The sequence below is a fragment of the Proteus sp. LHD240705 genome (assembly GCF_047921555.1).
Taxonomy (GTDB): Bacteria; Pseudomonadota; Gammaproteobacteria; order Enterobacterales; family Enterobacteriaceae; genus Proteus.
In genome coordinates this window covers 88,744-115,313 of sequence record NZ_JBLRMI010000003.1, presented here as the reverse complement: position 1 = coordinate 115,313, position 26,570 = coordinate 88,744, and the positions used below count along the sequence as shown (strand labels likewise).

20 protein-coding genes are annotated in these 26,570 nt (G+C 39.4%); 5 read left to right on the top strand and 15 right to left on the bottom strand.

Translation table 11 applies throughout. The features are described from left to right. Positions 1-78 precede the first annotated feature (78 nt). Entirely contained in the window at positions 79-486 is a 408-nt protein-coding gene (locus ACNART_RS06610) for a DUF4440 domain-containing protein (RefSeq protein ID WP_311747355.1), read from the bottom strand. Continuing rightward, complete coding sequence (locus tag ACNART_RS06605; protein ID WP_368927191.1) at positions 476-1,846, bottom strand: MFS transporter; 1,371 nt, start codon at positions 1,844-1,846, stop codon at positions 476-478. Before ACNART_RS06605 ends, ACNART_RS06610 begins: the two co-directional genes overlap by 11 nt. 89 nt (positions 1,847-1,935) lie before the next feature. Between ACNART_RS06605 and ACNART_RS06600 the strand changes: the two genes are divergently transcribed. After that, complete coding sequence (locus ACNART_RS06600; RefSeq protein WP_368927193.1) at positions 1,936-2,823, top strand: LysR family transcriptional regulator; 888 nt, start codon at positions 1,936-1,938, stop codon at positions 2,821-2,823. Between the two features lie 91 nt (positions 2,824-2,914). On the opposite strand, the gene ybgE is transcribed toward ACNART_RS06600, so the two are convergent. The 12 genes from ybgE to sdhC all read right to left on the bottom strand — a co-directional run bounded on the left by ybgE (position 2,915) and on the right by sdhC (position 17,252). Beyond that, positions 2,915-3,199 carry a cyd operon protein YbgE gene (ybgE, locus tag ACNART_RS06595; RefSeq protein ID WP_075672722.1) on the bottom strand — a complete coding sequence of 95 codons (285 nt, stop codon included), beginning with the start codon at positions 3,197-3,199 and terminating at the stop codon, positions 2,915-2,917. Next, positions 3,199-3,312: a cytochrome bd-I oxidase subunit CydX gene (gene cydX, locus ACNART_RS06590; protein WP_099075922.1), complete on the bottom strand. Its 114-nt coding sequence runs from the start codon at positions 3,310-3,312 to the stop codon at positions 3,199-3,201. Before cydX ends, ybgE begins: the two co-directional genes overlap by 1 nt. A 12-nt stretch (positions 3,313-3,324) precedes the next feature. Continuing rightward, the gene (gene cydB / locus ACNART_RS06585; RefSeq protein WP_088493410.1) at positions 3,325-4,482 is read right to left on the bottom strand and encodes a cytochrome d ubiquinol oxidase subunit II; all 1,158 of its coding nucleotides are present in this window, start codon (positions 4,480-4,482) and stop codon (positions 3,325-3,327) included. Positions 4,483-4,496: 14 nt separating this feature from the next. Next, positions 4,497-6,065, bottom strand: a complete 1,569-nt coding sequence (cydA, locus tag ACNART_RS06580; protein WP_109373951.1) for a cytochrome ubiquinol oxidase subunit I — start codon at positions 6,063-6,065, stop codon at positions 4,497-4,499. 1,486 nt (positions 6,066-7,551) lie between these two features. Next, positions 7,552-8,421: a succinate--CoA ligase subunit alpha gene (gene sucD / locus ACNART_RS06575; RefSeq protein ID WP_006537657.1), complete on the bottom strand. Its 870-nt coding sequence runs from the start codon at positions 8,419-8,421 to the stop codon at positions 7,552-7,554. Then, entirely contained in the window at positions 8,421-9,587 is a 1,167-nt protein-coding gene (gene sucC / locus ACNART_RS06570) for an ADP-forming succinate--CoA ligase subunit beta (protein ID WP_075671649.1), read from the bottom strand. The genes sucD and sucC overlap by 1 nt, the downstream gene beginning before the upstream one ends. Before the next feature lie 161 nt (positions 9,588-9,748). After that, the gene (gene odhB, locus ACNART_RS06565; RefSeq protein WP_023581185.1) at positions 9,749-10,954 is read right to left on the bottom strand and encodes a 2-oxoglutarate dehydrogenase complex dihydrolipoyllysine-residue succinyltransferase; all 1,206 of its coding nucleotides are present in this window, start codon (positions 10,952-10,954) and stop codon (positions 9,749-9,751) included. A 13-nt stretch (positions 10,955-10,967) separates the two neighbouring features. Further along, on the bottom strand, positions 10,968-13,772 hold the full coding sequence (gene sucA, locus ACNART_RS06560; RefSeq protein WP_109373950.1) for a 2-oxoglutarate dehydrogenase E1 component: 2,805 nt from the start codon (positions 13,770-13,772) through the stop codon (positions 10,968-10,970). A 244-nt stretch (positions 13,773-14,016) separates the two neighbouring features. Further along, on the bottom strand, positions 14,017-14,733 hold the full coding sequence (locus ACNART_RS06555) for a succinate dehydrogenase iron-sulfur subunit (RefSeq protein ID WP_006537662.1): 717 nt from the start codon (positions 14,731-14,733) through the stop codon (positions 14,017-14,019). A 34-nt stretch (positions 14,734-14,767) separates the two neighbouring features. Further along, on the bottom strand, positions 14,768-16,534 hold the full coding sequence (gene sdhA, locus ACNART_RS06550; protein WP_023581183.1) for a succinate dehydrogenase flavoprotein subunit: 1,767 nt from the start codon (positions 16,532-16,534) through the stop codon (positions 14,768-14,770). Beyond that, positions 16,534-16,878 (bottom strand): succinate dehydrogenase membrane anchor subunit, encoded by a 345-nt coding sequence (gene sdhD / locus ACNART_RS06545; protein ID WP_006537664.1) that lies wholly within the window; start codon positions 16,876-16,878, stop codon positions 16,534-16,536. Before sdhD ends, sdhA begins: the two co-directional genes overlap by 1 nt. After that, positions 16,872-17,252, bottom strand: a complete 381-nt coding sequence (sdhC, locus tag ACNART_RS06540; RefSeq protein ID WP_129586864.1) for a succinate dehydrogenase cytochrome b556 subunit — start codon at positions 17,250-17,252, stop codon at positions 16,872-16,874. Before sdhC ends, sdhD begins: the two co-directional genes overlap by 7 nt. 623 nt (positions 17,253-17,875) lie before the next feature. Here sdhC and ACNART_RS06535 point away from each other — a divergent pair. Continuing rightward, positions 17,876-19,159 (top strand): citrate synthase, encoded by a 1,284-nt coding sequence (locus tag ACNART_RS06535; RefSeq protein WP_100159450.1) that lies wholly within the window; start codon positions 17,876-17,878, stop codon positions 19,157-19,159. 80 nt (positions 19,160-19,239) lie between these two features. Here ACNART_RS06535 and ACNART_RS06530 read toward each other — a convergent pair whose 3' ends face one another. After that, entirely contained in the window at positions 19,240-20,001 is a 762-nt protein-coding gene (locus ACNART_RS06530) for an AraC family transcriptional regulator (RefSeq protein ID WP_109373948.1), read from the bottom strand. A gap of 102 nt (positions 20,002-20,103) precedes the next feature. Between ACNART_RS06530 and ACNART_RS06525 the strand changes: the two genes are divergently transcribed. From ACNART_RS06525 to ACNART_RS06515, 3 genes are all read left to right on the top strand, one after another. Next, positions 20,104-21,234 (top strand): multidrug effflux MFS transporter, encoded by a 1,131-nt coding sequence (locus tag ACNART_RS06525; protein ID WP_198620412.1) that lies wholly within the window; start codon positions 20,104-20,106, stop codon positions 21,232-21,234. Positions 21,235-21,614: 380 nt separating this feature from the next. Then, positions 21,615-25,343, top strand: a complete 3,729-nt coding sequence (locus ACNART_RS06520) for a DUF4132 domain-containing protein (protein ID WP_368927198.1) — start codon at positions 21,615-21,617, stop codon at positions 25,341-25,343. A 25-nt stretch (positions 25,344-25,368) separates the two neighbouring features. Further along, positions 25,369-26,478, top strand: a complete 1,110-nt coding sequence (locus tag ACNART_RS06515; RefSeq protein WP_100159446.1) for an ATP-binding protein — start codon at positions 25,369-25,371, stop codon at positions 26,476-26,478. The last annotated feature ends 92 nt before the right edge of the window (positions 26,479-26,570 follow it).

The following is a 26,570-nucleotide window of genomic DNA, read 5'->3' as shown; positions in this document are numbered from 1 at the left end:
TAGATTGTCTAATTTAGTAGTATTATTTTTAATGACAGAAAAAAACCAGTTAAAAAACTGGTTTTCCATATAAATCAATTAATTATTTGAGATTGGGGTTTCATGAAGATAGTGCCATTGCCAACTCCCATCATGAGAATTGCGTCTTAATAACACCACAGACTCGCGCATAAGAATTTTCTTATTTTCACTATGTGTTTCTTGATATCTGACAAGCGCCAAACAATCTGATTGGTAAATTATTTTATAATTATCCGCTTTTATTTTCAGACTACTTCTTTTTCCTGCATTTTGTCTGAACATCGCAATAACGTCATCATAACTCACCGCTTTTCCGCTGATCCCAACCATTGAAAACTCTTGAGATAAAAGATTTTCTATTTTTGTAATAGCAGCAACTGGTAGTGGATATTGCGTAAAAACAGTTTCAATCTCATCATGCAAAGATTTAATGCTTTCTATAATTAAATCACTATTAGAATTCATCTTGTATTTCCTGTGTAATAACTTTTGTCTTTAGTGTAAGTAATAAAGTAAGAGGTAATATGCCTATCAAGGCGCATATTAAAAAAGTCATGCTATAAGCAGTTTGTGGTAAACAAAAAAGAGAAAAAATATTAAATAACATAGCAACCATAGTTGCCCCAACACTAAAAACAACTTGTCGGTTAATATTCCAAATAACACTTGCTTGAACTAATTTTTTTGCACTAAAGTCATACAATGCTGTGGTTTGCGCCGTGTTTGCGCCAATTCCCCCACCCACTCCGATAATTAGATATGCAATAATAAGTAATGGAATATCTGTATTGCTATTTACAAAGGTTAATAAGGAGATACCAATACTGTGTAATAGCAATGCAATAATAAATAAGCATTTCATACCTAATTTATTATAAAGTGCACCACTTATTATCATTGAAATAAAGGCACCCAGTGCATACAACAACATAAAAATCCCCGTGCCTTGAGCTGTAAATTTTAAATATTGTTGTAAATAAAAAATAGCGAGGATATTCACTCCAGTAAAAACACCTGGAATACAGTAGTAAATAAAAATAGAGAGCGATAGATTTCTATTTTTTAATAATGCTAGATTAATAACCGGCGATGAATGGCGTCGATAATGGTAATAATAAAGTACAGCAAAAATTGTTGAAAGTACGGCAATCACTAAAGCAAGTAATGTTGAGTGATATTCACCATATGCAGATAACGCAAACAATCCAGATACAATAATCAAACTAATAAGAATGATACCTTTAATATTAGGCATTACATTTTCTTTAGGTAAAAGCTCTTTTACCCAGATAAAGGCGAGAAATGCCGTAAGTAATGAGAAAGGAATATTGCTATAAAAAACCCAACGCCACGAAACCACATCAACAATAAATCCACCCAGTGTGGGTGATATTGCTGGTGCAATCAGCGCTATCGCCATAATAAGCGTTGATATTTTACTTCTCTCATGCCCTTGAAAATATTGAAAAGTTAATGCTTGCCCTATTGGGATTAACAGTCCACCACTCACACCTTGAATAAAGCGCCAAAAAATAAGTTCGATGAAAGAGTGAGAATATCCCACTAATGCGACCGATAAACTAAACATCAACATTGACGTTACCATCAATGCTTTAATTCCAAAACGTTGAGATAACCAGTGACTCAATGGAATAATTAATGTTAATCCCAGAATATAACTATTTGAAACCCATGTAACAGAAACAATAGAGATCTGCATATCATCGGCAATTGCAGGTAATGCAATTGCTGACATAAAAATGTTAATGCAATCTATAAAGAAGCCCAGCAGAAATATAGATGCAATTCGATAGCGGTAAGTCATAAAAATCCTCCACGCATAGAGTACGGAAGATTGACGAATTTCGTCTATCTGACAAAATAGAATTTATTGTTTAATCAGAGTAAACAATCATGCAAAATCAAATTGATCGAATTCGCTCTTTTATTGCTGTTGTTGATACGGGATCATTTACTCAAGCGGCAAAATACTTGCGTTTAAGTAAATCGATGGTGAGTATTCATATCAAAGCGTTAGAAACAGAATTAGATGTGTCATTACTCAATCGTAATACGCGGCGATTTTCACTAACTGAAACTGGTGAAATGCTTTATCAAGATTTTCGCCAAGTGTTAAATCAGTTAGAACAAACTTTAGATAAGGCGCGATTAGGACAACAAGAATTACAGGGATCGTTGAGATTAAGCTCAACGGCTGAATTTGGTGAACACTATATTTTGCCATTACTTAATCAATTTATGCAGTTGCACCCAAAGCTAAAAGTACAATATGCGTTTAATTCTTCTATTGAGGATTTAATAAACCATAAACTTGATCTTGCCATTCGTCTTGGCACATTAAAAGACAGTAATTATCGCTCTACAAAACTGGCGGATTATGAGATATGTTTAGTTATCTCACCTTATTTGTTGCAAAAGTTCTCAATAAAAACCATTAATGACTTGAACACTATTCCTTATTTAACAAATAGTAATTTGCGCCAAAGTAAGCTTTCAGCCTCTTCAGAATTCAATACCCTTCTCTCTCAATTAGCTCAAGATGCCTGCTTCGAAACAAATACTATTGCTGCATTAAAGAAAATGGCACTAGCGCATTCAGGAATGGCTATTTTACCACATTGGTATATTCATCAAGAATTATTGGAAAATCAATTAGTAGTGCTATTTCCTGAACTATCGCTATTAACACAATCCGTTAATATTATTTTTCCTTATAGCGAATACATCCCAAGAAAAACACGTTTATTTATTGATTACTTAAAAGAGAATATTCAATTATAGAAACACGGGGACGAAAGAATTTAGCGCGGTTTTATAGAAAATAAAATACCTTATTTCTTTTTCATATTATGAGCAGAAATAAGGTATTTTTTTAGAAGAAAAAGTAACTTAACCCAACAACTAAAATAATAATTGCAGGGATTGGATGTAATAAACATTTTGCAACAACATGTTTAGGACGAAATGCTAGACCAAAAGTTGCACCAGCACACACAGACCAAATAAGAAGAATACCTTGCCAAATTGCAAGTGAACTTGTGTTCGCTGCAAATCGGCTAGGATCCCACATGACACAAAATGCCATGACCAACGCCATGATTAAAACAAGAGCCCTAATAGGGCCCTTGTCTAGTAGTTGGTAGCTTTTATCCAACATTATTCTTCACTTTCTGAAGTTTTTTTAGCTTCAGCGTGTTCGAAAGCCAGTCCTGCGATCACCGCAATACTACAAGCGAAGAGTGTGCCGAGGATCCATGCAAAATACCACATTCTCTATGCTCCTTAGTAAAGAGTATGATTATTGCCTTCGATAAATTTCTTATCGAGGCGACCGTGCATTTTCCAGTAACACCAAATGGTGTAAAGGAGAACGATAGGTACAAAGATAATCGCAACAACTGTCATTACCTGAAGAGTAAACAGGCTAGAAGTTGCATCCCACATTGTTAAGCTCACATCTGGGAAAGTGCTTGAAGGCATCACAAATGGGAACATAGTCACACCACAAGTCAGGATAACACAAGCAATAGTCAGTGAAGTGAACAGGAATGCCCAACCACCTTTGTTTGCTTTAGTTGCAACAATCGCCAGTAATGGAGATAACAGACCTAATGCAGGCAGCGCCCATAATACTGGATAGTTGTTGTAGTTAGTCATCCAAGCACCCGCTTCGTGAGAAACGGTTTTCAGCAGTGGAGATGATGGACCTGCTGTATCAATAGCACTTGTAATAATAAAGCCATCAATACCATAGATTAACCACACACCTGCTAATGCGAATGCGATAAACGTAATTAATGAGGTAATATACGTTGTTTTACGAGTACGCTCATGTAACTCACCAGTAGTACGCATTTGAAGATAGCTTGCACCGTGTGCAACAATCATCATTAAGCTAACCACACCCGCTAATAAACCGTATGGGTTTAATAGGCTTAACAGGTTAATCAGGGCGTTAGTCGTACCGTTATAAGATACACGTTGCATACTATCGACTTCTAATGGAACACCTTGTAGCAGGTTACCAAAAGCGACACCGATAACTAATGGTGGAACGAAGCTACCAATAAAGATACCCCAATCCCACATGCCGCGCCATTTTGGAGATTCCAGTTTAGAGCGGTAGTCAAAACCGACTGGACGGAAGAATAATGCCGCCAGTACGAAGATCATACCGAAATAGAAACCAGAGAATGCCGCAGCATAAACCATTGGCCATGCAGCGAATAATGCACCACCCGCTGTGATTAACCATACTTGGTTACCATCCCAGTGAGGAGCAACAGAGTTAATTAAAATACGGCGTTCAGTGTCATCTTTAGCGATCACGCGTAGTAACACACCCACACCCATATCAAAACCATCAGTGACTGCAAAGCCAATCAGTAAGATACCAATCAGTAGCCACCAAACAAATCGCAATACTTCATAATCAAACATAGTGGACTCCTGTGTTACTTACTTTGTGCAGAAGATGCGTTCTTCTGTTCAAAGTGATAGCGACCCGTCTTCAGGCTACTCGGCCCAAGGCGACCAAATTTGAACATCAGGAACATTTCAGCAACTAGGAATAATGTGTACAGACCACAGATAAGACCCATAGATACAAGGATATCAGCCTGTGTCAGTGAAGAAGTTGCTACAGCCGTAGGAAGGATTTCACCAATTGCCCACGGTTGACGTCCATATTCTGCAACAAACCAACCTGCTTCAACTGCAATCCATGGTAATGGAATACTTAACAGAGCAGCACGCAGTAACCATTTATAGTTACCAATACGGTTAGACAGAACTGTCCAGAAGGAAATCGCAACAACCAGTAACATCAGGAAGCCTGCGGCAACCATGATACGGAATGACCAAAACAGTGGTGCGACATTAGGAATAGTGTCTTTTGCAGCAGATTTGATTTGCTCTTCTGTTGCATCAACAACTTTATCAGTATAACGCTTCAGTAATAAACCGTAGCCTAAGTCTTGTTTAGCGTCATTAAAGGCAGCACGAATAGCAGGATCAGTATTACCTGAACGCAATTCACTTAATAATTCGTAAGCTTTCATACCATTACGAATACGAACTTCGTGTTGACTCATCAGATCATTAAGACCTAATACTGGTGTATCGAAAGAACGCGTTGCAATAATACCCATCACATAAGGGATTTGTAATGCAAACGAGTTTTCCATTTTTTCTTGATTAGGGAATGCAATCAGATTAAATGCAGCTGGAGCGGCTTCTGTATGCCATTCACCTTCAATTGCAGCCAGTTTGGTTTTCTGTACGTCACCCATTTCGTAACCAGATTCATCACCCAGTACGATAACAGATAATACAGCTGCGATACCAAAAGTAGCAGCAACTGCGAAAGAACGTTTTGCAAAACCGATATCACGACCTTTGAGCAAGTAGTAAGAGCTGATACCCAGAACAAAGAATGCACCAGTACAGTAACCAGCAGCAACGGTGTGAACAAATTTAACTTGAGCGACAGGGTTTAAAACCAGATCAGCAAAACTCAACATTTCCATTCGCATGGTTTCAAAGTTGAAGTCTGCAGCGACAGGGTTTTGCATCCAACCATTCGCAACAAGGATCCACAGTGCAGAGAAGTTAGAACCGAAAGCAACTAACCAAGTTACCATCAAGTGCTGCTTCTTACCTAAGCGATCCCAGCCAAAGAAGAACAATCCGACGAAAGTTGATTCTAAGAAGAACGCCATTAAACCTTCGATTGCTAAAGGCGCACCGAAGATATCACCGACGTAATGAGAGAAATATGACCAGTTAGTACCAAATTGGAACTCCATGGTCAACCCAGTTGCGACACCCAGAGCAAAGTTAATACCAAATAACTTACCCCAGAACTTTGTCATATCTTTGTAAACTTGTTTACCCGACAGAACATATATCGTTTCCATGATTGCCAGCATAAACGCCATACCCAGCGTTAATGGGACAAACAGGAAGTGATACATTGCTGTTAAGGCAAACTGTAACCGTGACAGTTCGACAATATCAAACATCTTGACTCCTTGCTCCTAGCAGGAAGACACCGACTTGCGGCAACCCGACTTTATTAAATTATAAAGCCTCATAACTACCAGCAATAAATGCCTCTAAAAACAACAACGAATATTAAAGACCAAAAACACAATACCTTACAAATAGTACGCTTATATTTACATATAATAAATATATTTTGCGTGACCCAGATTTGAATTCTGAGCTTAGGTCAACAATACGACTTTTAGGTTTGTAATAGCATATTTGATCGTGTGCCAATTTAAGCATATTCAGAAATTTTTGCCACAATTAATAACTTGACCCACATCAAAAAAACACTTTAATGTTAACTAGTTGCGAATAAATTACCCAATAGTTACCATTGTGTTAATGCAATGTTGTTTTTATTTTTAAGTGTAATTTACCTCCTTATATTTTCCATAAAAAAATTAACTTTTTATTTTCATAAAAGACTTAAAAATAAACACTTTTAATTGTGTTTTATTAATTTTAATATCAATTTCATTTTTTTGCAGGTAAATAATAAATATTTTAAAAAAATAATCTATTAATTAATAAGTTGAAATTTACAAAAATGTAAATATAAAAAAATACTCTTAATTATTTTATCTAATAAAGATATATAAAAAATCTGATCTTGATTATCCATTCCTAATGTTATTTCTTTTTTAGTTTCTTTTTTATTCTAAATAAACGAAGTGCAATAAATGTGTATTTAATTGATAAAGCACGAATCCGTTATTATCAATAAAAATAAATATCAATAAAAATCAATCAGATACCCAATAAAAATAAGTTATTTATTGAATGGAATGAGCAAAAACACAAAAACTCTTTTACTATATTCTCTTATCTAAATGGGGTGCTTTTCGAGATCCTCACGAACGTCTTATTATCAATTTTTATAACGGTAAGAAGGTCATAATTCATCTTTAATCGTCATTTTGATGTTTTATCATAATAAAAAGGTATTTTTTCCTATCAAAGAACTTACCTTCCCCTCTTCCCCACGCATTCATTAACATGTTTAAAAGTCTATTTTCTTAGCAAAAATCAGTCTTACAGCGTGATCCTTGTATAAAATTAAAGCTAGTTATTACGATATTTATAGAAGCACTTATATTGAAAACAACATGAAACAAGTGTTCATTTTTTCTAACGACACTCTTTTTCACTCAAAACACGTATTTAAAATATTATTTTTAACAATTCAGGAGACTTATTTATGGTTTATATCATTATTTTTAGGCTCTACAAGAAAGTAAATAAATAGAAAAATGATGTTTTGAATACAGATCAATTTAAGAAAAAAACAATATAAAACAATTTATTAGCGTAAATTTAGGTAGGATATTGATGTGTTAATTACAATATCAGCTATTGATATGACTATTAAATGAAACTAGAAATAAAAAATGCCAGCTTCTTTTTAGAAAACTGGCATTTAAAATAGTATCAATCTGAAATTATTAACAGAATTGTTACTTACTTGATCAGTGATTTAATTGCTTCGCCGATATCCGCTAAGCTACGAACTGTTTTAACACCAGCAGCTTCTAGGGCAGCAAATTTCTCGTCCGCAGTGCCTTTACCACCAGCAATAATGGCACCAGCATGTCCCATACGTTTACCTTTAGGCGCTGTTACACCCGCGATATAGCCAACAACTGGCTTAGTAACGTGATCTTTGATATAAGCAGCCGCTTCTTCTTCTGCGGTGCCCCCAATTTCACCGATCATCACAATCGCTTCAGTTTGTGGATCTTCTTGGAATAGCTTCAGAATATCAATAAAGTTAGAACCCGGAATTGGGTCGCCACCAATACCAACACAGGTTGATTGGCCTAAGCCAACGTCCGTTGTTTGCTTAACCGCTTCATAAGTTAATGTACCTGAGCGAGATACAATACCTACTTTGCCTGGTAAGTGGATGTGTCCTGGCATAATACCAATCTTACATTCACCTGGCGTGATAACACCCGGGCAGTTAGGGCCAATCATACGTACGCCAGCTTCATCTAATTTAACTTTAACAGTCAGCATATCCAGCGTAGGAATACCTTCAGTAATAGTGATAATTAGTTTGATGCCTGCATCAATCGCTTCTAAGATTGAATCTTTACAAAATGGTGCGGGTACATAGATAACTGTCGCAGTTGCACCTGTTGCTTCAACAGCTTCACGTACTGTATTAAATACAGGTAAACCTAAGTGCGTAGTACCGCCTTTACCTGGTGTTACACCACCGACCATTTGCGTACCATAAGCAATAGCTTGCTCAGAGTGGAATGTTCCTTGGCTACCCGTGAAGCCTTGGCAAATTACTTTGGTATTCTTATCGATTAAAATAGACATTATTTTGCCTCCGCTGCTGCAACAACTTGTTTCGCGGCATCAGTTAAGCTTTTAGCAGCGATAATATTTAATCCACTATCCGCTAATTTCTTGGTGCCTAACTCTGCATTGTTTCCTTCAAGACGAACAACCACAGGAACATTAACGCCAACTTCTTCAACTGCGCCAATAATACCGTCTGCGATTAAGTCACAACGAACAATACCGCCGAAAATGTTGACTAATACAGCACTGACATTTTCATCTGACAAAATAATCTTAAATGCTTCAGTTACGCGCTCTTTTGTTGCACCACCACCTACATCGAGGAAGTTTGCAGGCTCGCCACCGTGGAGTTTAACGATATCCATTGTCCCCATCGCTAAACCAGCACCATTGACCATACAGCCAATGTTGCCATCTAATGCAACGTAGTTCAGTTCCCATTGTGCAGCTTGTGCTTCACGAGGATCTTCTTGTGAAGGATCGTGCATTTCACGCATTTCTGGTTGACGATACAACGCGTTGCTATCTACGCCTAATTTACCATCAAGACAAATCAGATCGTCTTCTTTAGTAATAACCAGTGGGTTAATTTCGATTAAAGCAAGGTCGCGCTCTAAGAAAATAGAGGCTAATCCCATAAAGATTTTAGCAAATTGACTAACTTGCTTGCCTTTTAAACCCAGTTTAAATGCTAATTCTCTTCCCTGATAAGGCATAGGGCCTGTCAGTGGATCAATAATGGCGCGATGAATAAGTTCTGGCGTTTCTTCTGCCACTTTCTCAATTTCAACGCCGCCTTCTGTTGAGGCCATAAAGACAACGCGACGGGTACCACGGTCAACAACCGCTCCAAGATAAAGCTCTTTAGCAATATCAGTTGCAGCTTCAACTAAAATCTGTGTAACAGGCTGACCATTAGCGTCTGTTTGATAAGTGACTAAACGTTTGCCTAACCATTGTTCAGCAAATGCGCGGATCTCTTCTTTAGATTTAACGACTTTTACGCCGCCCGCTTTACCACGTCCACCCGCGTGAACCTGACATTTCACGACCCAAGGGCCCTGACCGATTTTTGATGCAGCTTCTTCTGCCTCGCGCGGCGTGGAGCAGGCGAAACCAGCAGGTGCTGGTAATCCATACCGTGTGAAAAGCTGTTTTGCCTGATACTCGTGTAAATTCATGATGTTCTATCCATAATCTTGTTGAAAGTCGGGCTTTCTTATTTTTTTGACTATAAGCCAGAGAAATCTGGCTTCACGAACACACTGTACTTCTTTGATGCTTGTGTCTGTTGCTAAGTAGGCAGGAGGAGCATCTCCTGCCTAAAAGCGATATTTATTACCTATACATCCAGTAATAAACGAGCTGGATCTTCTAGCATCTCTTTAACGGTTACTAAGAAACCGACAGACTCACGACCATCAATTAAACGGTGGTCATAAGACAGAGCCAGATACATCATTGGTAGAATAACAACCTGACCATCTACTGCCATTGGGCGATCTTTAATTGCATGCATCCCTAAAATGGCACTTTGTGGTGGGTTGATAATTGGAGTTGACATTAATGAACCGAAAACACCGCCATTTGTGATAGTGAAGTTACCACCTGTTAAGTCTTCAACAGTTAACTTACCGTCACGGCCTTTTACCGCTAACGCTTTGATGTTTTTCTCAATATCCGCCATGCTCATTGCATCCGCATCACGTAATACTGGTGTTACCAGACCACGCGGTGTTGATACTGCAATACTGATATCGAAGTAGTTGTGATAAACCACATCAGTACCATCGATAGAAGCATTGACTTCTGGATAGCGTTTCAGTGCTTCAACAACCGCTTTAATATAGAAAGACATAAAGCCTAAACGTACACCGTGGCGTTTTTCGAATGCTTCACCATACTGGGCACGCAAATCTTTGATTGGTTGCATGTTGATTTCGTTAAACGTTGTCAACATTGCAGTGGTATTTTTCGCTTCTAACAAGCGCTCTGCTACACGTTTACGTAAACGTGTCATTGGTACACGTTTTTCGCTACGGTGAGATAACAGTGCTTGAGGAACTTCTGCTACCGGTTGTGCCGTTGATTTATTCGCAACATGACCTTCGATATCTTGGCGAGTTAAACGTCCACCCACACCACTACCTTTCACATCAGCAGGGTTTATATCGTGTTCAGCCACTAAGCGACGCGCTGTTGGACTTAAGGCATCATTATTGCCTTTTTCAGCAATATCAGCACTTTGACGCTGTGCTGGAGTGCTATCTTGAGCAGGTTTCACATCAGCAGGAATGCCAGTGCTATCACCTAAACGAATACGGCCTAGTAATTGGCGTGAACCAACAGTAGCGCCTTCTTCTTCAAGAATACTTTCTAAAACACCTGCTTCACTTGCAGGGACTTCTAAAACAACTTTATCTGTTTCGATTTCAACCAGCACTTCATCGCGTTGAATGCTATCACCAGGTTTTTTATGCCAAGTTGCGACTGATGCGTCAGCAACTGATTCAGGGAGATCCGGTACTAGAATATCTACACTACTCATTTTCTATCCTTATTTATTCAACTTTCAGTGCATCTTCAACCAGAGCTTTTTGTTGCTCCTGATGAACAGAGGTATAACCAACTGCTGGAGAGGCTGATGCAGGACGTCCTGCATAACGTAATGTTGCGCCTGTAGGAATAGCATCACGGAAGTTATGCTGACTACAGTACCAAGCACCTTGATTCAGAGGCTCTTCTTGACACCAAATAAACTCTTTTACATGAGCATAAGGTGCGAGAATTTGCGCAATATCTTCGTGAGGGAATGGATACAGTTGTTCAATACGAATAATGGCAACGTTGTTTTGCTCATTAGCACGACGCTGTTCTAATAAATCGTAGTAAACCTTACCGGAACACATCACAACACGTTTCACATCAGCAGGTTTTAAATCATCAATTTCACCAATGACAGGTAAGAATTTACCATTTGCTAATTCATCCAATGCAGAAACCGCTAATGGATGACGTAACAGTGATTTTGGTGACATTACGATAAGTGGGCGACGCATACCACGTAACGCTTGACGGCGTAACATATGGTAAACCTGAGCCGGAGTTGATGGCACACAAACCTGCATATTTTGTTCTGCACACAGTTGCAGATAACGTTCTAAACGTGCAGAGGAGTGCTCAGGACCTTGGCCTTCATAACCATGTGGTAACAGCATGACTAAACCACACATACGACCCCATTTTTGCTCACCAGAGCTAATAAATTGGTCGATAACCACTTGAGCAACGTTTGCGAAGTCACCAAATTGTGCTTCCCAAATCGTTAAACCACGAGGTTCCGTTGTGGCATAACCATATTCAAATGCAAGTACTGCTTCTTCTGTTAATACAGAGTCCCAGACATTAAATTGTCCTTGAGCATTATGAACATTAGCTAATGGTACATAAACAGAGCCATTTGTTTGATTATGAATAACGGCATGACGATGGAAGAATGTACCACGTCCCGCATCTTCACCAGAAAGACGAATGGTGATACCTTGGTCAACTAAAGTCGCATACGCTAATGTTTCTGCTGCACCCCAGTCGAGTAGTTTCTCACCTTCTGCCATAACAGCACGGTCAGCATAAATTTTCTCAACACGAGACTGCATCACGATTTCTGAAGGAACGGTACTCACACGGCGCGCTAAATCTTGTAAACGCGTTTTCTCTACTTTATGTGGATACTCTTCATTCCATTCGTGATTTAAATACGGTTCCCATGTGTAAGAATGCAGACCCATTGGGCGGTATTCTTCAACAACACAATCACCACGATCCAGCGCATCGCGATAGAGATTAACCAGTTCAGTCACATCATTGGCATCAAGCAATGATTGTGCAACCAGTTTATCCGCATAAATTTTACGTGGAGTTGGATGTTTTTTGATTTTTTGATACATCAGAGGCTGAGTCGCATTTGGCTCATCAGCTTCGTTGTGACCATGACGACGGTAACAAACGAGATCAATCATCACATCGCGTTTAAAGGTATTACGGAAATCCAATGCTAAGCGAGTTACAAAAGCGACTGCTTCAGGATCATCTGCATTAACGTGGAAAATTGGTGCCTGAACCATTTTCACAATATCAGTACAGTATTGTGTTGAACGGGCATCTTTTGGATTTGAAGTCGTAAAACCAACTTGGTTATTGATAACAATACGAACTGTACCGCCTACTTCATAGCCACGCGCTTGAGACATGTTCAGGGTTTCTTGCACAACACCTTGACCAGTCACAGCAGCATCACCATGAATAGTGATAGGAAGAACCATATTGCTACGCGCTTCATCTAAACGATCACGACGAGCACGAACAGAACCGATAACAACAGGGCTAACAATCTCTAAGTGAGACGGGTTAAAGGCTAATGCAAGGTGAACTTGCGCTCCTTCAGTCGCAAAATCAGACGAGAAACCTTGGTGATATTTAACATCACCTGTTCCCAAATGCTCTTTATGAATACCCGCAAATTCATCAAATAAATCAGCCGGTTTTTTACCTAGGATATTAACCAGAACGTTTAAACGTCCACGGTGCGCCATACCAAGAACCACTTCACGAGTGTCTTGTTTGCCTGCATGGCGAATTAAATCTTTTAACATCGGAACTAATGCATCACCACCTTCTAAAGAGAAGCGTTTTGCACCTGGGAATTTCGCGCCTAAATAGCGCTCTAAGCCTTCAGCTGCTGTTAGCTCTGTCAGGAAGCGTAACTTTTCTTCTTTAGTGAATTGGTCTGCAACATTCACTGATTCTAAACGTTGTTGTAGCCAGCGTTTTTCTTCAGTATTAGTGATATGCATATATTCAGCACCGATTGAACCACAGTAAATGCGTTTCAGTGCTTCATATAAATCACCTAATTTCATCGTTTCTTTGCCGATAGCAAAAGAACCGACGTTGAAAGTTTCTTCAAAGTCTTCTTTAGTTAGATTATGGAAAGCGGGATCTAAATCTGGAACAGATTCTTGTTTCCATAAACCAAGTGGGTCGAGATTAGCGTTTTGGTGACCACGAAAACGGAAGGCATTGATGAGCTGCAAAACTTTAACTTGTTTTGAGTCCATTGCCGGATCGCTTACCGAGGTATGATATCGAGTGGATTCTTTTGCGAGGCGTCTGAAGTAGTCGCGGGTTTGAGAATGCGACTGTTCTATGCCTTGACTTGCGGGCAGTTGTTGAAAAATCTCTCTCCAACTTTCGTCAACAGAGTTTGGGTCAGTTAGGTAATCTTCATAGATATCTTCTATGTAAGACTGATTCTCTCCTGCTAGAAAAGTTGATTCTAGCCAGTCCTTCATTGCGCCGTTCTGCATTATGATCCCTTAAGCTATACAGCTTTAGTTCGCCGTGGATAACTAATACCGTGATTAAACGGTGTCGATTGCAAGGTTCTCTTATGACCCGCTATCTCGCAGGTTCTTTAAATATGGAGCTTTAGCTCTCAAGGAACCTTTAAGCACTGTCTTCAGTGTTTAAAGGTGCCTTACTATTTTTACCGCAAACGTCTAATTTAGTTTTTCCATTAACCGCCCTAACTATTTTAGGGCGGTTATTATTTTATGCACTACGTTTTAACAACATTGACTTAATATGACCAATCGCTTTTGTTGGATTAAGTCCTTTAGGACATACGCTGACACAGTTCATGATGCCATGACAACGGAACACACTGAACGCATCGTTAAGATCATCAAGACGAGATTCAGTTTCTGTATCACGACTATCAATCAAGAAACGATAAGCCGCTAACAATCCAGCAGGTCCGATAAACTTATCTGGATTCCACCAGAATGACGGGCAAGAGGTTGAACAACAAGCACAAAGGATACAATCATAAAGTCCATCAAGCTTTTCACGCTGTTCTGGTGACTGTAAGTTCTCACGAGCAGGAGGATTTTTGCCATTATTAATTAAATACGGGCGAATTTTCTCATACTGTGTATAGAACTGAGTCATATCCACTATTAAATCACGAATTACTGGTAAACCGGGTAACGGTCTGATCACAATTTTCTTACTTCCTTTCTGTAAAGATGAAATAGGTGTGATACAAGCCAAACCATTTTTACCATTCATGTTCACGCCATCAGAGCCGCAAACACCTTCACGACAAGAGCGACGGAACGATAAGGTAGGATCTTTTTCCTTTAATTGAATTAATGCATCCAACAGCATCATGTCACGCCCTTCAGGAACTTCGAGGGTGTAATCTTGCATATGCGGCGCATTATCAACGTCGGGATTGTAACGATAAATCGAAAATTCAAGTTTCATATTTAAGTCTCCGCAACTTCAATAACACCGCTAATTAATATGTACGCACTTTTGGTGGGAAGGCTTCACGCAGTTTTGGCTGCATATTGACTTCACGTCGTGTCATTGTTTCGGTTTGCGGTTGATATAATGTATGGCATAACCAGTTCGCATCATCACGTTCTGGGAAATCGAAACGGCTATGAGCTCCACGGCTTTCTGTACGGAAGTTTGCAGATACCGCAGTGGCATAAGCAGTTTCCATCAGGTTATCTAATTCTAAGCATTCAATACGCTGTGTATTAAATTCACTTGAATTATCATCCAGTCGTGCATTTTGTAAGCGCTCACGAATAACTTTCAGTTCTTCTAAGCCTTTTGCCATTGCATCGCCTTCACGGAATACCGAGAAGTTATGTTGCATACAAGATTGCAGCGCTTTACGGATTTCAACTGGATCTTCACCAGAGCGGTTGTTTTCCCAGCGATTTAAGCGAGTTAATGCGGCTTCAACATCAGAATCGCTCGCATCACGCATTGTACCTTGTTCCATCAGTGACTCTTTTAAGTGAACTCCTGCTGAACGACCAAATACAACGAGGTCTAACAGTGAGTTACCACCTAAGCGGTTTGCACCATGAACAGATACACAAGCAATTTCACCTACTGCGAACAATCCAGGAATAACGACATCTTCGCCCTTCTCGTTCACACGAATAGCTTGACCCGTTACTTTTGTTGGAATACCCCCCATCATATAGTGACAAGTAGGTATAACAGGAATTGGTTCTTTAACTGGGTCAACGTGTGCGAAAGTACGAGAAAGATCAAGAATACCTGGTAAACGAGACTCAAGAACTTCTTTACCCAGATGATCGAGTTTTAATTTCGCATGAGGACCCCAAGGACCATCACAACCACGACCTTCACGAATTTCGATCATAATAGAACGCGCAACCACATCGCGACCGGCAAGGTCTTTGGCGTTCGGTGCGTAACGTTCCATAAAGCGTTCACCGTCTTTATTTAACAGATATCCGCCTTCACCACGACAACCTTCAGTCACTAATACGCCCGCACCCGCAATACCCGTTGGGTGGAATTGCCACATTTCCATATCTTGCAGAGGAACACCTGCGCGAACAGCCATACCCACACCATCACCTGTGTTGATATGCGCATTTGTGGTTGACTGGTAAATACGACCTGCACCGCCAGTAGCTAAAATCGTAGCGTTTGCTTTGAAATAAACGACTTCACCCGTTTCGATGCAAATTGCAGTACAACCAACGATATCGCCATCTTGATTTTTCACTAAATCCAGTGAATACCACTCTGAAAAGATGGTTGTGTGATTTTTTAAATTTTGCTGATAAAGGGTATGCAACAATGCGTGCCCAGTACGGTCAGCGGCAGCAGCTGTACGTGCAGCTTGTTCACCACCAAAGTTTTTTGACTGACCACCAAATGGACGCTGATAAATACGACCATCATCTAGGCGAGAAAATGGGAGTCCCATATGTTCTAGCTCTAAAATTGCTTCAGGGCCGGTTTTACACATATATTCGATAGCGTCTTGGTCACCAATATAGTCGGAACCTTTTACCGTATCGTACATGTGCCATTCCCAGTTATCCTCATGGGTATTACCCAGTGCAACTGTAATACCACCTTGAGCGGAAACAGTATGAGAACGAGTAGGAAAAACTTTAGAAATCAGTGCACAAGACAGACCCATTTGAGAAATCTGTAAAGCGGCACGCATACCAGCACCACCTGCACCAATAACAACGGCATCAAACTCTCTTACTGGCAGATTCATTACACACCCCACACCACAATTGTTCCATAAATAAGATAAACCAACAGCGCAACAACAATAATCAGTTGTAAAGTCAGGCGTAATGCCAGCGGTTTAATATAGTCCGTTAACACTTGCCACATTCCGATCCACGCGTGAATAAGAATAGAAAGCAGGGTCAAGATGGTGAACACTTTGGTTAAGGATGAGCTAAAGAACCCACGCCATACCTCATAGGTTATTTCTGTTGTAGCAATAAATCCCACAAGATAAAGAACATATAAAACGATAATAATGGCTGAGGCACGAAGGAATAACCAATCCTGTATGCCAGTACGGCCTAAAGTAGAAGAATTACTTACCATACTAATACCCCCGCCAATATTGATAAAATAACTGTAATAACCATTGATGCAGCCGCTGAGTTGCGACCTACAATCAAGGTTTCATCAATAAAGCCGAAGTCCATTAACATATGACGAATACCACCACAAATGTGATATGCCAATGCCGTTAGGATGCCCCACAAAATAAATTTCGCGAAGAAGCCAGTCATAATTTCAGCAGCTTGCTGAAAACCTTCAGGAGAGGAGAGAGAGGTGCCAAGTAACCACAGTAAGATGCCAACTGCGACTAACATGATAACCCCAGAGACACGATGTAAGATCGATGCGATAGCAGGGAGTGGAAACTGTATCGTCTGTAAATCCAGATTGACAGGTCTTTGTTTTTTCACAATTTATGCCCACACAGCTTTTATAATTTTTCCTTCCTCCGGACCTGGATGGAAATCAAACAGCGAATGGGGTACAAAGGCACATTTTAAGTAAAATGTTAAATCCGTCTATTTTACAAAAAGTGTGGATTCGTTACGCTGGTTCTCCATACAACAACGGTTCCGGAGACCTGCGCGCAGTATAAGTGCTTCACAAAATTATTACAATTACCACACAACTTGTGTGCCCGACATTTGCCTCGAACAGTGAGAGGGATCACTATTTAATACATCCGATGCAAAAATGGTTATCATTTTTGACACATACACAACATTTTTATTACATTCACTGCATTATTTTAATGTTTATGTTTTTTTTGTGCGCAAACACGCTTCCAGAAACCTCAAACTTATGTAAAAGTGATAGCAGTACTAATTCTAAGTGCATTGCATAAAAAAGCACCTAAAAAAACATAACATCAAAAGCTCCTTAACATAAGTGACACACTATAGACCTAGACATTACGGGCACTAAATAAAACTCGGCTGGGTACCTTACATCAACTATAGTTTCACTATCGAAGTGCATCTTTATGAAGATACCCTCGATATTGTTAGGAGACATATAAGCGCTAAGGAGATTATAAATGGCTGATAACAAAGCTAAGCTAACGATTGCTGAAACATCTGTAGACTTGGACGTTCTATCCCCTACACTCGGTTCCAAAGTTATTGATATTCGTACTCTCGGCTCCAAAGGTTATTACACCTATGATCCCGGCTTTACCTCAACCGCCTCTTGTGAGTCAAAAATCACTTTTATTGATGGTGATAACGGTATCTTACTTCACCGTGGTTTCCCTATCGGGCAATTAGCGACTGAATCAACATACTTGGAAGTCTGTTATATCCTACTGTACGGTGAAGCACCGACACAGGAGCAATACGATAAATTTAAAACCACAGTAACTCGTCACACCATGATCCATGAACAAATCACCCGACTGTTCAATGGGTTCCGTCGTGACTCACACCCAATGGCCGTACTGTGTGGTGTTACAGGGGCTTTAGCTGCGTTCTATCACGATGCATTGGATGTCAGTAATCCAGTTCACCGTGATATCACGGCTTATCGCCTACTATCAAAAATGCCAACAGTGGCAGCGATGTGTTACAAATACTCGATTGGCCAACCTTTTGTTTATCCAAAAAATGACCTCTCCTATGCAGGTAACTTCTTGCATATGATGTTTGCAACACCATGCGAAGAGTATGTTGTTAATCCAGTACTTGAACGTGCAATGGATAGAATTTTCATCCTTCACGCAGATCACGAGCAAAATGCATCAACCTCGACTGTACGTACTGCGGGCTCTTCTGGTGCAAATCCATTTGCCTGTATCGCAGCAGGGATCGCGTCACTTTGGGGGCCAGCTCACGGTGGTGCTAACGAAGCTTGTCTGCGTATGCTGGAAGAGATCAAAACGGTTGAACACATTCCTGAATTTATTAAACGTGCAAAAGATAAAAATGACTCCTTCCGTTTAATGGGCTTTGGTCACCGTGTTTACAAAAACTACGATCCTCGTGCAACAGTAATGCGTGAAACCTGTCATGAAGTGTTAAAAGAATTAAACCTCAATGACAGCTTACTTGAAGTGGCAATGGAATTAGAACGTATTGCCCTAAACGACCCGTATTTTATTGAGAAAAAACTGTACCCTAACGTTGACTTCTACTCTGGTATTATCCTTAAAGCGTTAGGTATCCCATCCAATATGTTTACGGTTATTTTTGCTATTGCACGTACAATTGGTTGGATTGCTCACTGGAATGAAATGCACGAAGATGGTCTGAAAATTGCGCGTCCTCGTCAGCTTTATACTGGTTATGATGAGCGCGATTTCAAAAGTGAAATTAAAAAGAAATAATTGAGTTTTATTAATTATTTATCTTGCTAAGCCCCGTTTAAATCGGGGCTTTATGTTTTAAAATTATCAACAAAATCTAATCAGCTTTTTAAATATTCTTGCGGAGTTTGCCCTGTCATTTTTTTAAAAAAGGTAATAAAGGCACTATCACTGGCAAATCCTAATATCTGGCTAATATCAATATAGCGATGATGGGTAGCTAACAACTCAATGGCTTTCATTAACCGCCATTGTTGGCGCCATTGTTGATAGCTCAGTCCTGTTTCTTTGTAAAATAAGCGTGTGATCGTTTTTTCACTCGCCCCTACGAACTTTGCCATTTCTTGTAATGCTGGCGGTAAATCATCAAAGGATAAACGACTTAGCCGTCTATCTTTAGGCATAAATAAATGATTGGGTTGTCGCGGTGCCTGAGTGATTTCATCAAAGAAAACTGCCAATAGATTAGCGTAGCGCCCTTCTTCCCATTGAGTATCAAAATCAGCAATGGAAATTCGCTCTAATATTTCTCGTAAAAGAGGTGAAATTGTTAATATTTCACTCTCAATTGGAAAATTATCATGAAATTCTTCACTAATATAAACTGAACGATATCCAACAGAGGCATACATTTCGACTCGATGCTCAACTCTTGGGGGGATCCACGCAATCCTCATGGGAGGTAATACAGAAACGCGGGAGGCCAAAGTAATTCGCATACATCCTGACTGCGTAAATAATAACTGCCCTCTATCATGAGAATGAAATCCTGAATCGTGCTTTCCCATTTCTGCTGCAATACCAACGACTGATGCAAGATGCTCTTCTGGCACAAAGTGGTCGTATTGATTAAGCCAAGCCATCACTTGTCCTATTTGAAATATAATATGTCTTTATATATATAACGAGACATTCATTATCTCTGTATTCTGTTCATCAAGATTTAAGGATGTAGGATAAAAAAGATGAACAAAAAACTCTCTTTATGGTTAGCAATTGCGTTAATGATGTTTCCACAAATTGCAGAAACCATTTATAGCCCAGCACTTACTGATATTGCAAACGGCTTTTATGTCAGTGCAAACGAGGCTGGACAAACACTTTCGCTCTATTTCTTTGCGTTTGCATTGGGCGTCATTATATGGGGTCGATTATGTGATGTCATTGGTCGTCGTCCGACAATGTTAGCTGGGTTGTTTATTTATGCTATTGCTTGCCTTGGCGTTTTTATGACCAATGACTTTTCTGTATTACTTGGGCTGCGCATGCTCTCTGCTTTTGGTGCTGCGGTAGGCTCAGTCGGCACACAAACCATTATGCGTGATGTGTACAGTGGTGATGAACTGGCTAAAGTTTTCTCTGTTATGGGGGCAGCTATCGCTCTAAGCCCAGCAATTGGGATGCTAAGTGGTTCATTATTAGTGAGTTATGCTGGTTACCAAGGTGTATTTAGTGGCCTTGCCCTCCTCGCTATGATTTTACTGTTATGGAGTACTTTTGCTTTACCTGAAAGTCGCCCTAAAACAGTAAAAACAGCACCGTTAGGAGAAACTGCAATAAACATGCTTAAGGATAAGCAAATTGCTAAAACAGTATTATTAATTGCCTTTTTTAATATCAGCCTATTTGCTTATTATCAATTGGCTCCTTTTATGTTTGATAATCAAGGTTATAGCGCAAGTACTTTTGGCTATAGTGGTATTGTGTTAGCAATAGGTGTGGGCATAGGTTCTTATATTAATAAAGCCTTATTAAACCAGCATTGGCAGTGTGAGAAATTAGTATTACTCGCGAGTTTTATTGCATTGATAAGTGCAGTCGGTGTTTATTTATTACGTAACCACATTAGCTTTGTTATTCCGATGATGGCCAGTGTTGTGGCTTATGGCATTGCTATTCCAAATATTTTAGCCACAGCATTAGCACAATATAAAGATCGTTTAGGCACTGCGGGGGCATTATTAGGTTTATTCTACTATCTATTAATTGGTGGCGGGCTTGCTCTTGCGGGATGGGGTCAAAGTTTAGCAATCACTTTACTGATTTGTAGTCTAGGTTCATTGTTACTCTCTTTTTCTCGTCAAACGACAAAATAATAAATTGATCCCGCACTGAATAAAAGGTACGGAATTTTTTCTAGCAATATTAAGTTTCGTTTTTTACTGTTAATTTTTAATCAATTTAGCTAAGGGTTAACGCTTATTTTGCTAAACAGACAATTCTTAATCTTTTTAAATTCAACAAAAAACACCTTTATTCTCATTTCTTCATTTTCAGCACTTTTTCCTAATATACCTATTTATATAAAGCTAAATTGAATATTAATAAAGTTCAGTTAAATTTTTTAGCGTTTATCTCTATTAATTTAACCAATAACACCTCTTATCTTTATTTATGATAGTGATAATCAAATTGTTCGCATTGCTATTTCATGGTAAAAAAAACTGTTTATCCATACATAGCTTAAGGAACTGGCGTGATAAAAAAAATCTTAGACATTTTTCCAATTTTTGGGAAAAAAGACGTCGCAATTACTGAAAAACACCTCCAAGAATCCCTCGTATTACTTGCTGTATTCGATGAAGGATTACCTAAACGTGCATTAAATTATGTCCTTACAGGTGAAAACCCTGAAGTGCTTTTTGAATTAAATAAGCTGGATGCTTCAAAAGCGGCCGTTTACTTTGATAAACCCGGTACGTTAGAGTGGTGGTATGCACATGGCGTAAATACAGGAAAATACAGTAAAATTATCACGCAAGGGCTAAATGCTCGACACAAACTCTATTCTAAAGTCGGTGATGGCTTTTCAGCAGAACAAGTGGCTCGTTACGGAAAAGTGCTGGCTGCGGCTTGCCAAGATATCAATATCAAAATAACAACCAAAGAAGTGCCATCTTGGGTGCTTTATCTGCTTATTGACGTATTTTATAACACCTATGAAAATGCGCGTAATCTAAACTTAGAACACCGTAAACATTGGAATATGGCATTTATTGCTAATATGGTCGAACAAGAAGCGAATATTGCGGGTGAAAATGCCTTATTTGCTGTGTTTGATAGAAAAGACATTTCTGAATACTATGGCACTAATCTTAAACGTATTTATGAATTAGATGATCTCTCTGATTATTTAATGACGCATCAAGAATTTATCCGAAAAGAATTAATTGAAAAACTTTCAGCTAACGGCTTAGTAGAACTGATTAATTACTTAAATAAGAATACCGTATTGCGCGACACCTTTGCCGATATTATCGTTTTACTTGCCACCAGCAGTTTAAAAACCGTTAAAAAAGCCGCAGAGCCAATTTTAGTCACCTTACCGCCTGAAATTGTTAAACAAAATCTTACCCATGTTTTAATGAATGGTACGCCAAAACAACGTACTCAAGCAGCAGATTTATTTGCACGCCAAGGTGAAAACCGTGATGTACTAGAAGAAGCGTTAAAACATGAAACCTCAAAAGCGGTAATGAAAAGTATTGAAAGCGCCCTACTACGTTTTAATGTTGCAGAAGATGCCAATACCGTAGAGGCCATTGAGACTCCTGATTTTACGCCATTAGAAGACACGCCATTACCTGATAGCGTTCGCGATATGATGGTCAATAACTTCAATGAGATATTGATCAAAGCCAAAGAAAATGCTGAACGTGAAATTGAAGAAAATAAAACGGCTAAACACACTTATAATTGGGCACAACGCCATTTAAAAGATTTATCTAAAATTGATGAAAAACAGTGTCGTGCAATAGTAGATAAACTGAACAGTGGACAAGGCTCTATTCAATCAAATGAAATTCAAATCATTAAACATAAAAATCGTGTTTTAAATTTACCTGAATATACTCTATTTCATGCTGTACGTGTGATAGTGAATAATCGCCAACATGCCGATCACTTCTCCTCTCATTATTTTAATGGCGAAATTCCTGAACGCTTGTTTAGTGATATTGAATTACGCCATCTTGAAGACGTACTGCAACGTTGCAACTTTAAAAATGCAACCCGCCTGACTGCTGCATTATGTTTAGAATCTTATGAAGATGGTTTAAAACGCTTCCGTAGACCAGAGCAAATTTGGCCTTTCTTCTCTCAACATCCAGATTATATCGCTGAAGCGCTGAATTTAATGCCAAGTCAAAGCGAGCGTCGCTATCGCCAGTTTGAAATTTCACAAGGCATTAAAGTACTAGGTCGTTTCCCTACCATTCCAGCACAATTCGTGCCTCGAATTATGGAGCTGGCATTGGGTGAAAATAAAATGCACCGCGTTTCAGCGCAGAATTTACTTGAGACACTACCAAATATTCATACAAGTGCTCAAGAAGGTTTATCTTCTGCGAAACAAGAAATTCGCGTTACCGCTATTGAGTGGTTGGCACGTTTAAAAAATCCAGAATCATTACCTGCATTGAATGCCTTATTGAAAAAAGAGAAACGCGAAGTAGTACGAGCCTCTTTATTAACCGCGTTAGAGGAACTTGGTGAAGATATCTCAAGTTATTTATCACCAAAAACGCTATTAGCTGAAGCTGAAAAAGGTCTTAAAGCCAAAGCACCTGCAAGCCTCGCTTGGTTTAACTTTGATGCTATTCCTGCATTAACGTGGGAAAACAAAAAAGCAGTTGATCCAGCGATTATTCGTTGGTGGATTATTCTGGCAGTAAAACTAAAAATGCCAGGAGGAAACGCGTTATTACAACGTTATATCGGACTGCTTTCTACCGATAGCCAACATAAACTTTCAAGCTTTATTCTGCATACCTTCGTGGCTCAGGATATTAAAGGACCAACACTTGAAGAAGCGATGTTAGAAGCGCGAAAAAATGCCCCTTCTCGCTTAACGCAATACAAAGATTGGGCTAAACGTTATCCTGAATATTATGCTAAATATGAAACCTATACTTTAGAGCAAGTGATTGAAGAGATTAAAAACGAGGTGCTACGTCGTTATTTAGGCTCTGCCATTAGTGATAAAGGTATGCTTGCCCTGGTTTGCGGTATTGAAGGCCATGTTGCAGTATCTGTATTACGTAACTATATGCGTGATCACTATCAGCGCCGTGCACAAATTGAAGCCATGATTGATGCGGTAGCATCAAGCAATGATCCTATTATCATTCAGCTTCTTCTTTCATTATCACGTCGCTATCGCACCGCGTCTGTACAAGAAAAAGCGCGTAATTTAGTCACGCAAATTGCTGAGCGTAATGGCTGGAGTGCAGATGAATTAGCAGATAGAACCATTCCAACCGCTGGCTTTGATGATACTGGTACATTAGTACTGGAATATGGTGAGCGTATCTTTACCGCGAAGATGGATGCAAAACAAAAACTGGTCTTGTTTAATCCTGAAGGTAAAGAAGTTAAAGCCTTACCTGCTGCGCGTAAAAATGACGATGCAGAGCTTATCAAAGAAGCGAAAAAACTCTTCACTTCAAGTAAAAAAGAACTTAAACAAGTTATTGAGCTACAAAGTGTGCGTTTATATGAAGCCATGTGTGCTCAACGTCAGTGGCTAAGCGCAGATTGGCAAGAATATATCTTAGCTCACCCAATCATGCATAAACTGATTGAACAACTGGTTTGGCAAGAAGTGAAAGATGGCAAGGTTATCAATACATTCCGTCCTTCTGATGACGGTGCATTGCTTGATCTAGAAGATGATGAAGTGACTTTACAAAACGATTCGTTGATCCAGCTTGCTCACGCAGCATTGGTTAATGAAGATGAACGTAAGGCATGGATGGCTCATTTCAAAGATTACAAAGTGAAATTCTTGTTCTCACAAATGGAACATAAAATCCCTGAGTTAGATCTAAAACTGACTGAGATTGAAGATAGAAAAGGTTGGATCACTGATACCTTCACACTACGTGGCATTTTAACCAAAATGGGCTATCAACGTGGACCAGCTGAAGATGGTGGTTCGTTCTCTCACTATTACAAATTCTTCTCTAGTTTAAACTACTATGTAAATATCGGTTTCAGTGGTAGCTATGTTCCAGAAGAAAACATTCCAGCGGTCTTATTTGATTTGAGCTTTGAAAAAAATCAGCAAGATTACTGGGATCGTAATAATGTTGAGCTAAAAGATGTACCACCCATTCTATTAGCAGAAAGCTATGCTGATTATCTAAAAGTCGCTGAAGCTTGTGCAGGATTTGATCCTGAATGGGAAAAGAAAACACCTTGGTAAAGAATAGGGATAATTAGGAAAAAATATGGCTAAAAAAGCACCCGCAGATCAACAAGCAATTAGGGAAAGCGCTGAGGTTCGATTTGCCCAAGAGTTAGAGCGTTTAACAAAAGCTGATGCTAATAATCCTAAACCACAAGGATGGCTTCGCTCTCCTCGTGCTGTACGCCAATTTATTTTAGGTGATGATGCATTAGGCATCACACCTAAGTTTTTCGGCGATGATGCATTGGTTGATCGTGCAATTGTCACATTATTGGGTAAACAAGGTTTAATGCTGGTTGGTGAACCTGGTACAGCAAAATCAATGCTCTCAGAGCTTTTTGCTGCTGCCATCAGTGGTGATTCAGGATTAACTATCCAAGGCACTGCCGGCACAACAGAAGATCATATTAAGTATTCTTGGAACTATGCATTGCTATTAGCAGAAGGCCCAACAGAACGCGCTTTAGTGGGATCACCACTTTATCAAGGTATGTTGCAAGGTAAAATTGTTCGCTTTGAAGAGATAACCCGTTGCCCTCCTGAAATTCAGGATGTGCTGGTTTCCTTGATGTCAGAGAAACAATTGATGATCCCTGAAATGGGTGATGGTGCACGTATTAGTGCAAAACCGGGATTTAACCTTATTGGTACAGCAAACTTACGTGATCGCGGTGTTCATGAAATGTCGGCTGCATTAAAGCGCCGTTTTAACTTTGAAACCGTGAAACCTATTCGTGATCCTGCATTTGAAATTAGCTTAATCCAATCACAGCTTGAAAATGAATTAGGCTCTTTAGCAAATGAAGTCACTGTACCCGCAGATGTTGTGGAATTACTGGTCACAACATTCCAAGAGTTGCGTTCAGGTAATACGAAAGATGGTGGCAATATCAAAACACCTGATGCGGTTATGTCAACCGCAGAAGCCGTGAACATTGCTTATGCTTGTGCTTTAGAAGCACATTATTTAGGTGATGGCGTAATGAATGCGGGTGCAATTGCCCGCCAACTAATTGGTGTTGTATTAAAAGACAATGCTGATGATATCAAACGTATTCGTTATTACATGGACAACGTAGCCAGAGAGAGAGCAAGAAATAGTAAAGAGTGGAAAGCTTTCTTTGATGCATCAAAAGAGTTTTGGCAATAAAACGCTAAGACTCGTGGCTACACATTAAAATACGTTATTTACCTATTAAAGGCAGAGTTAACTCACTCTGCCTTTTCACCCAGAAAAGGGAT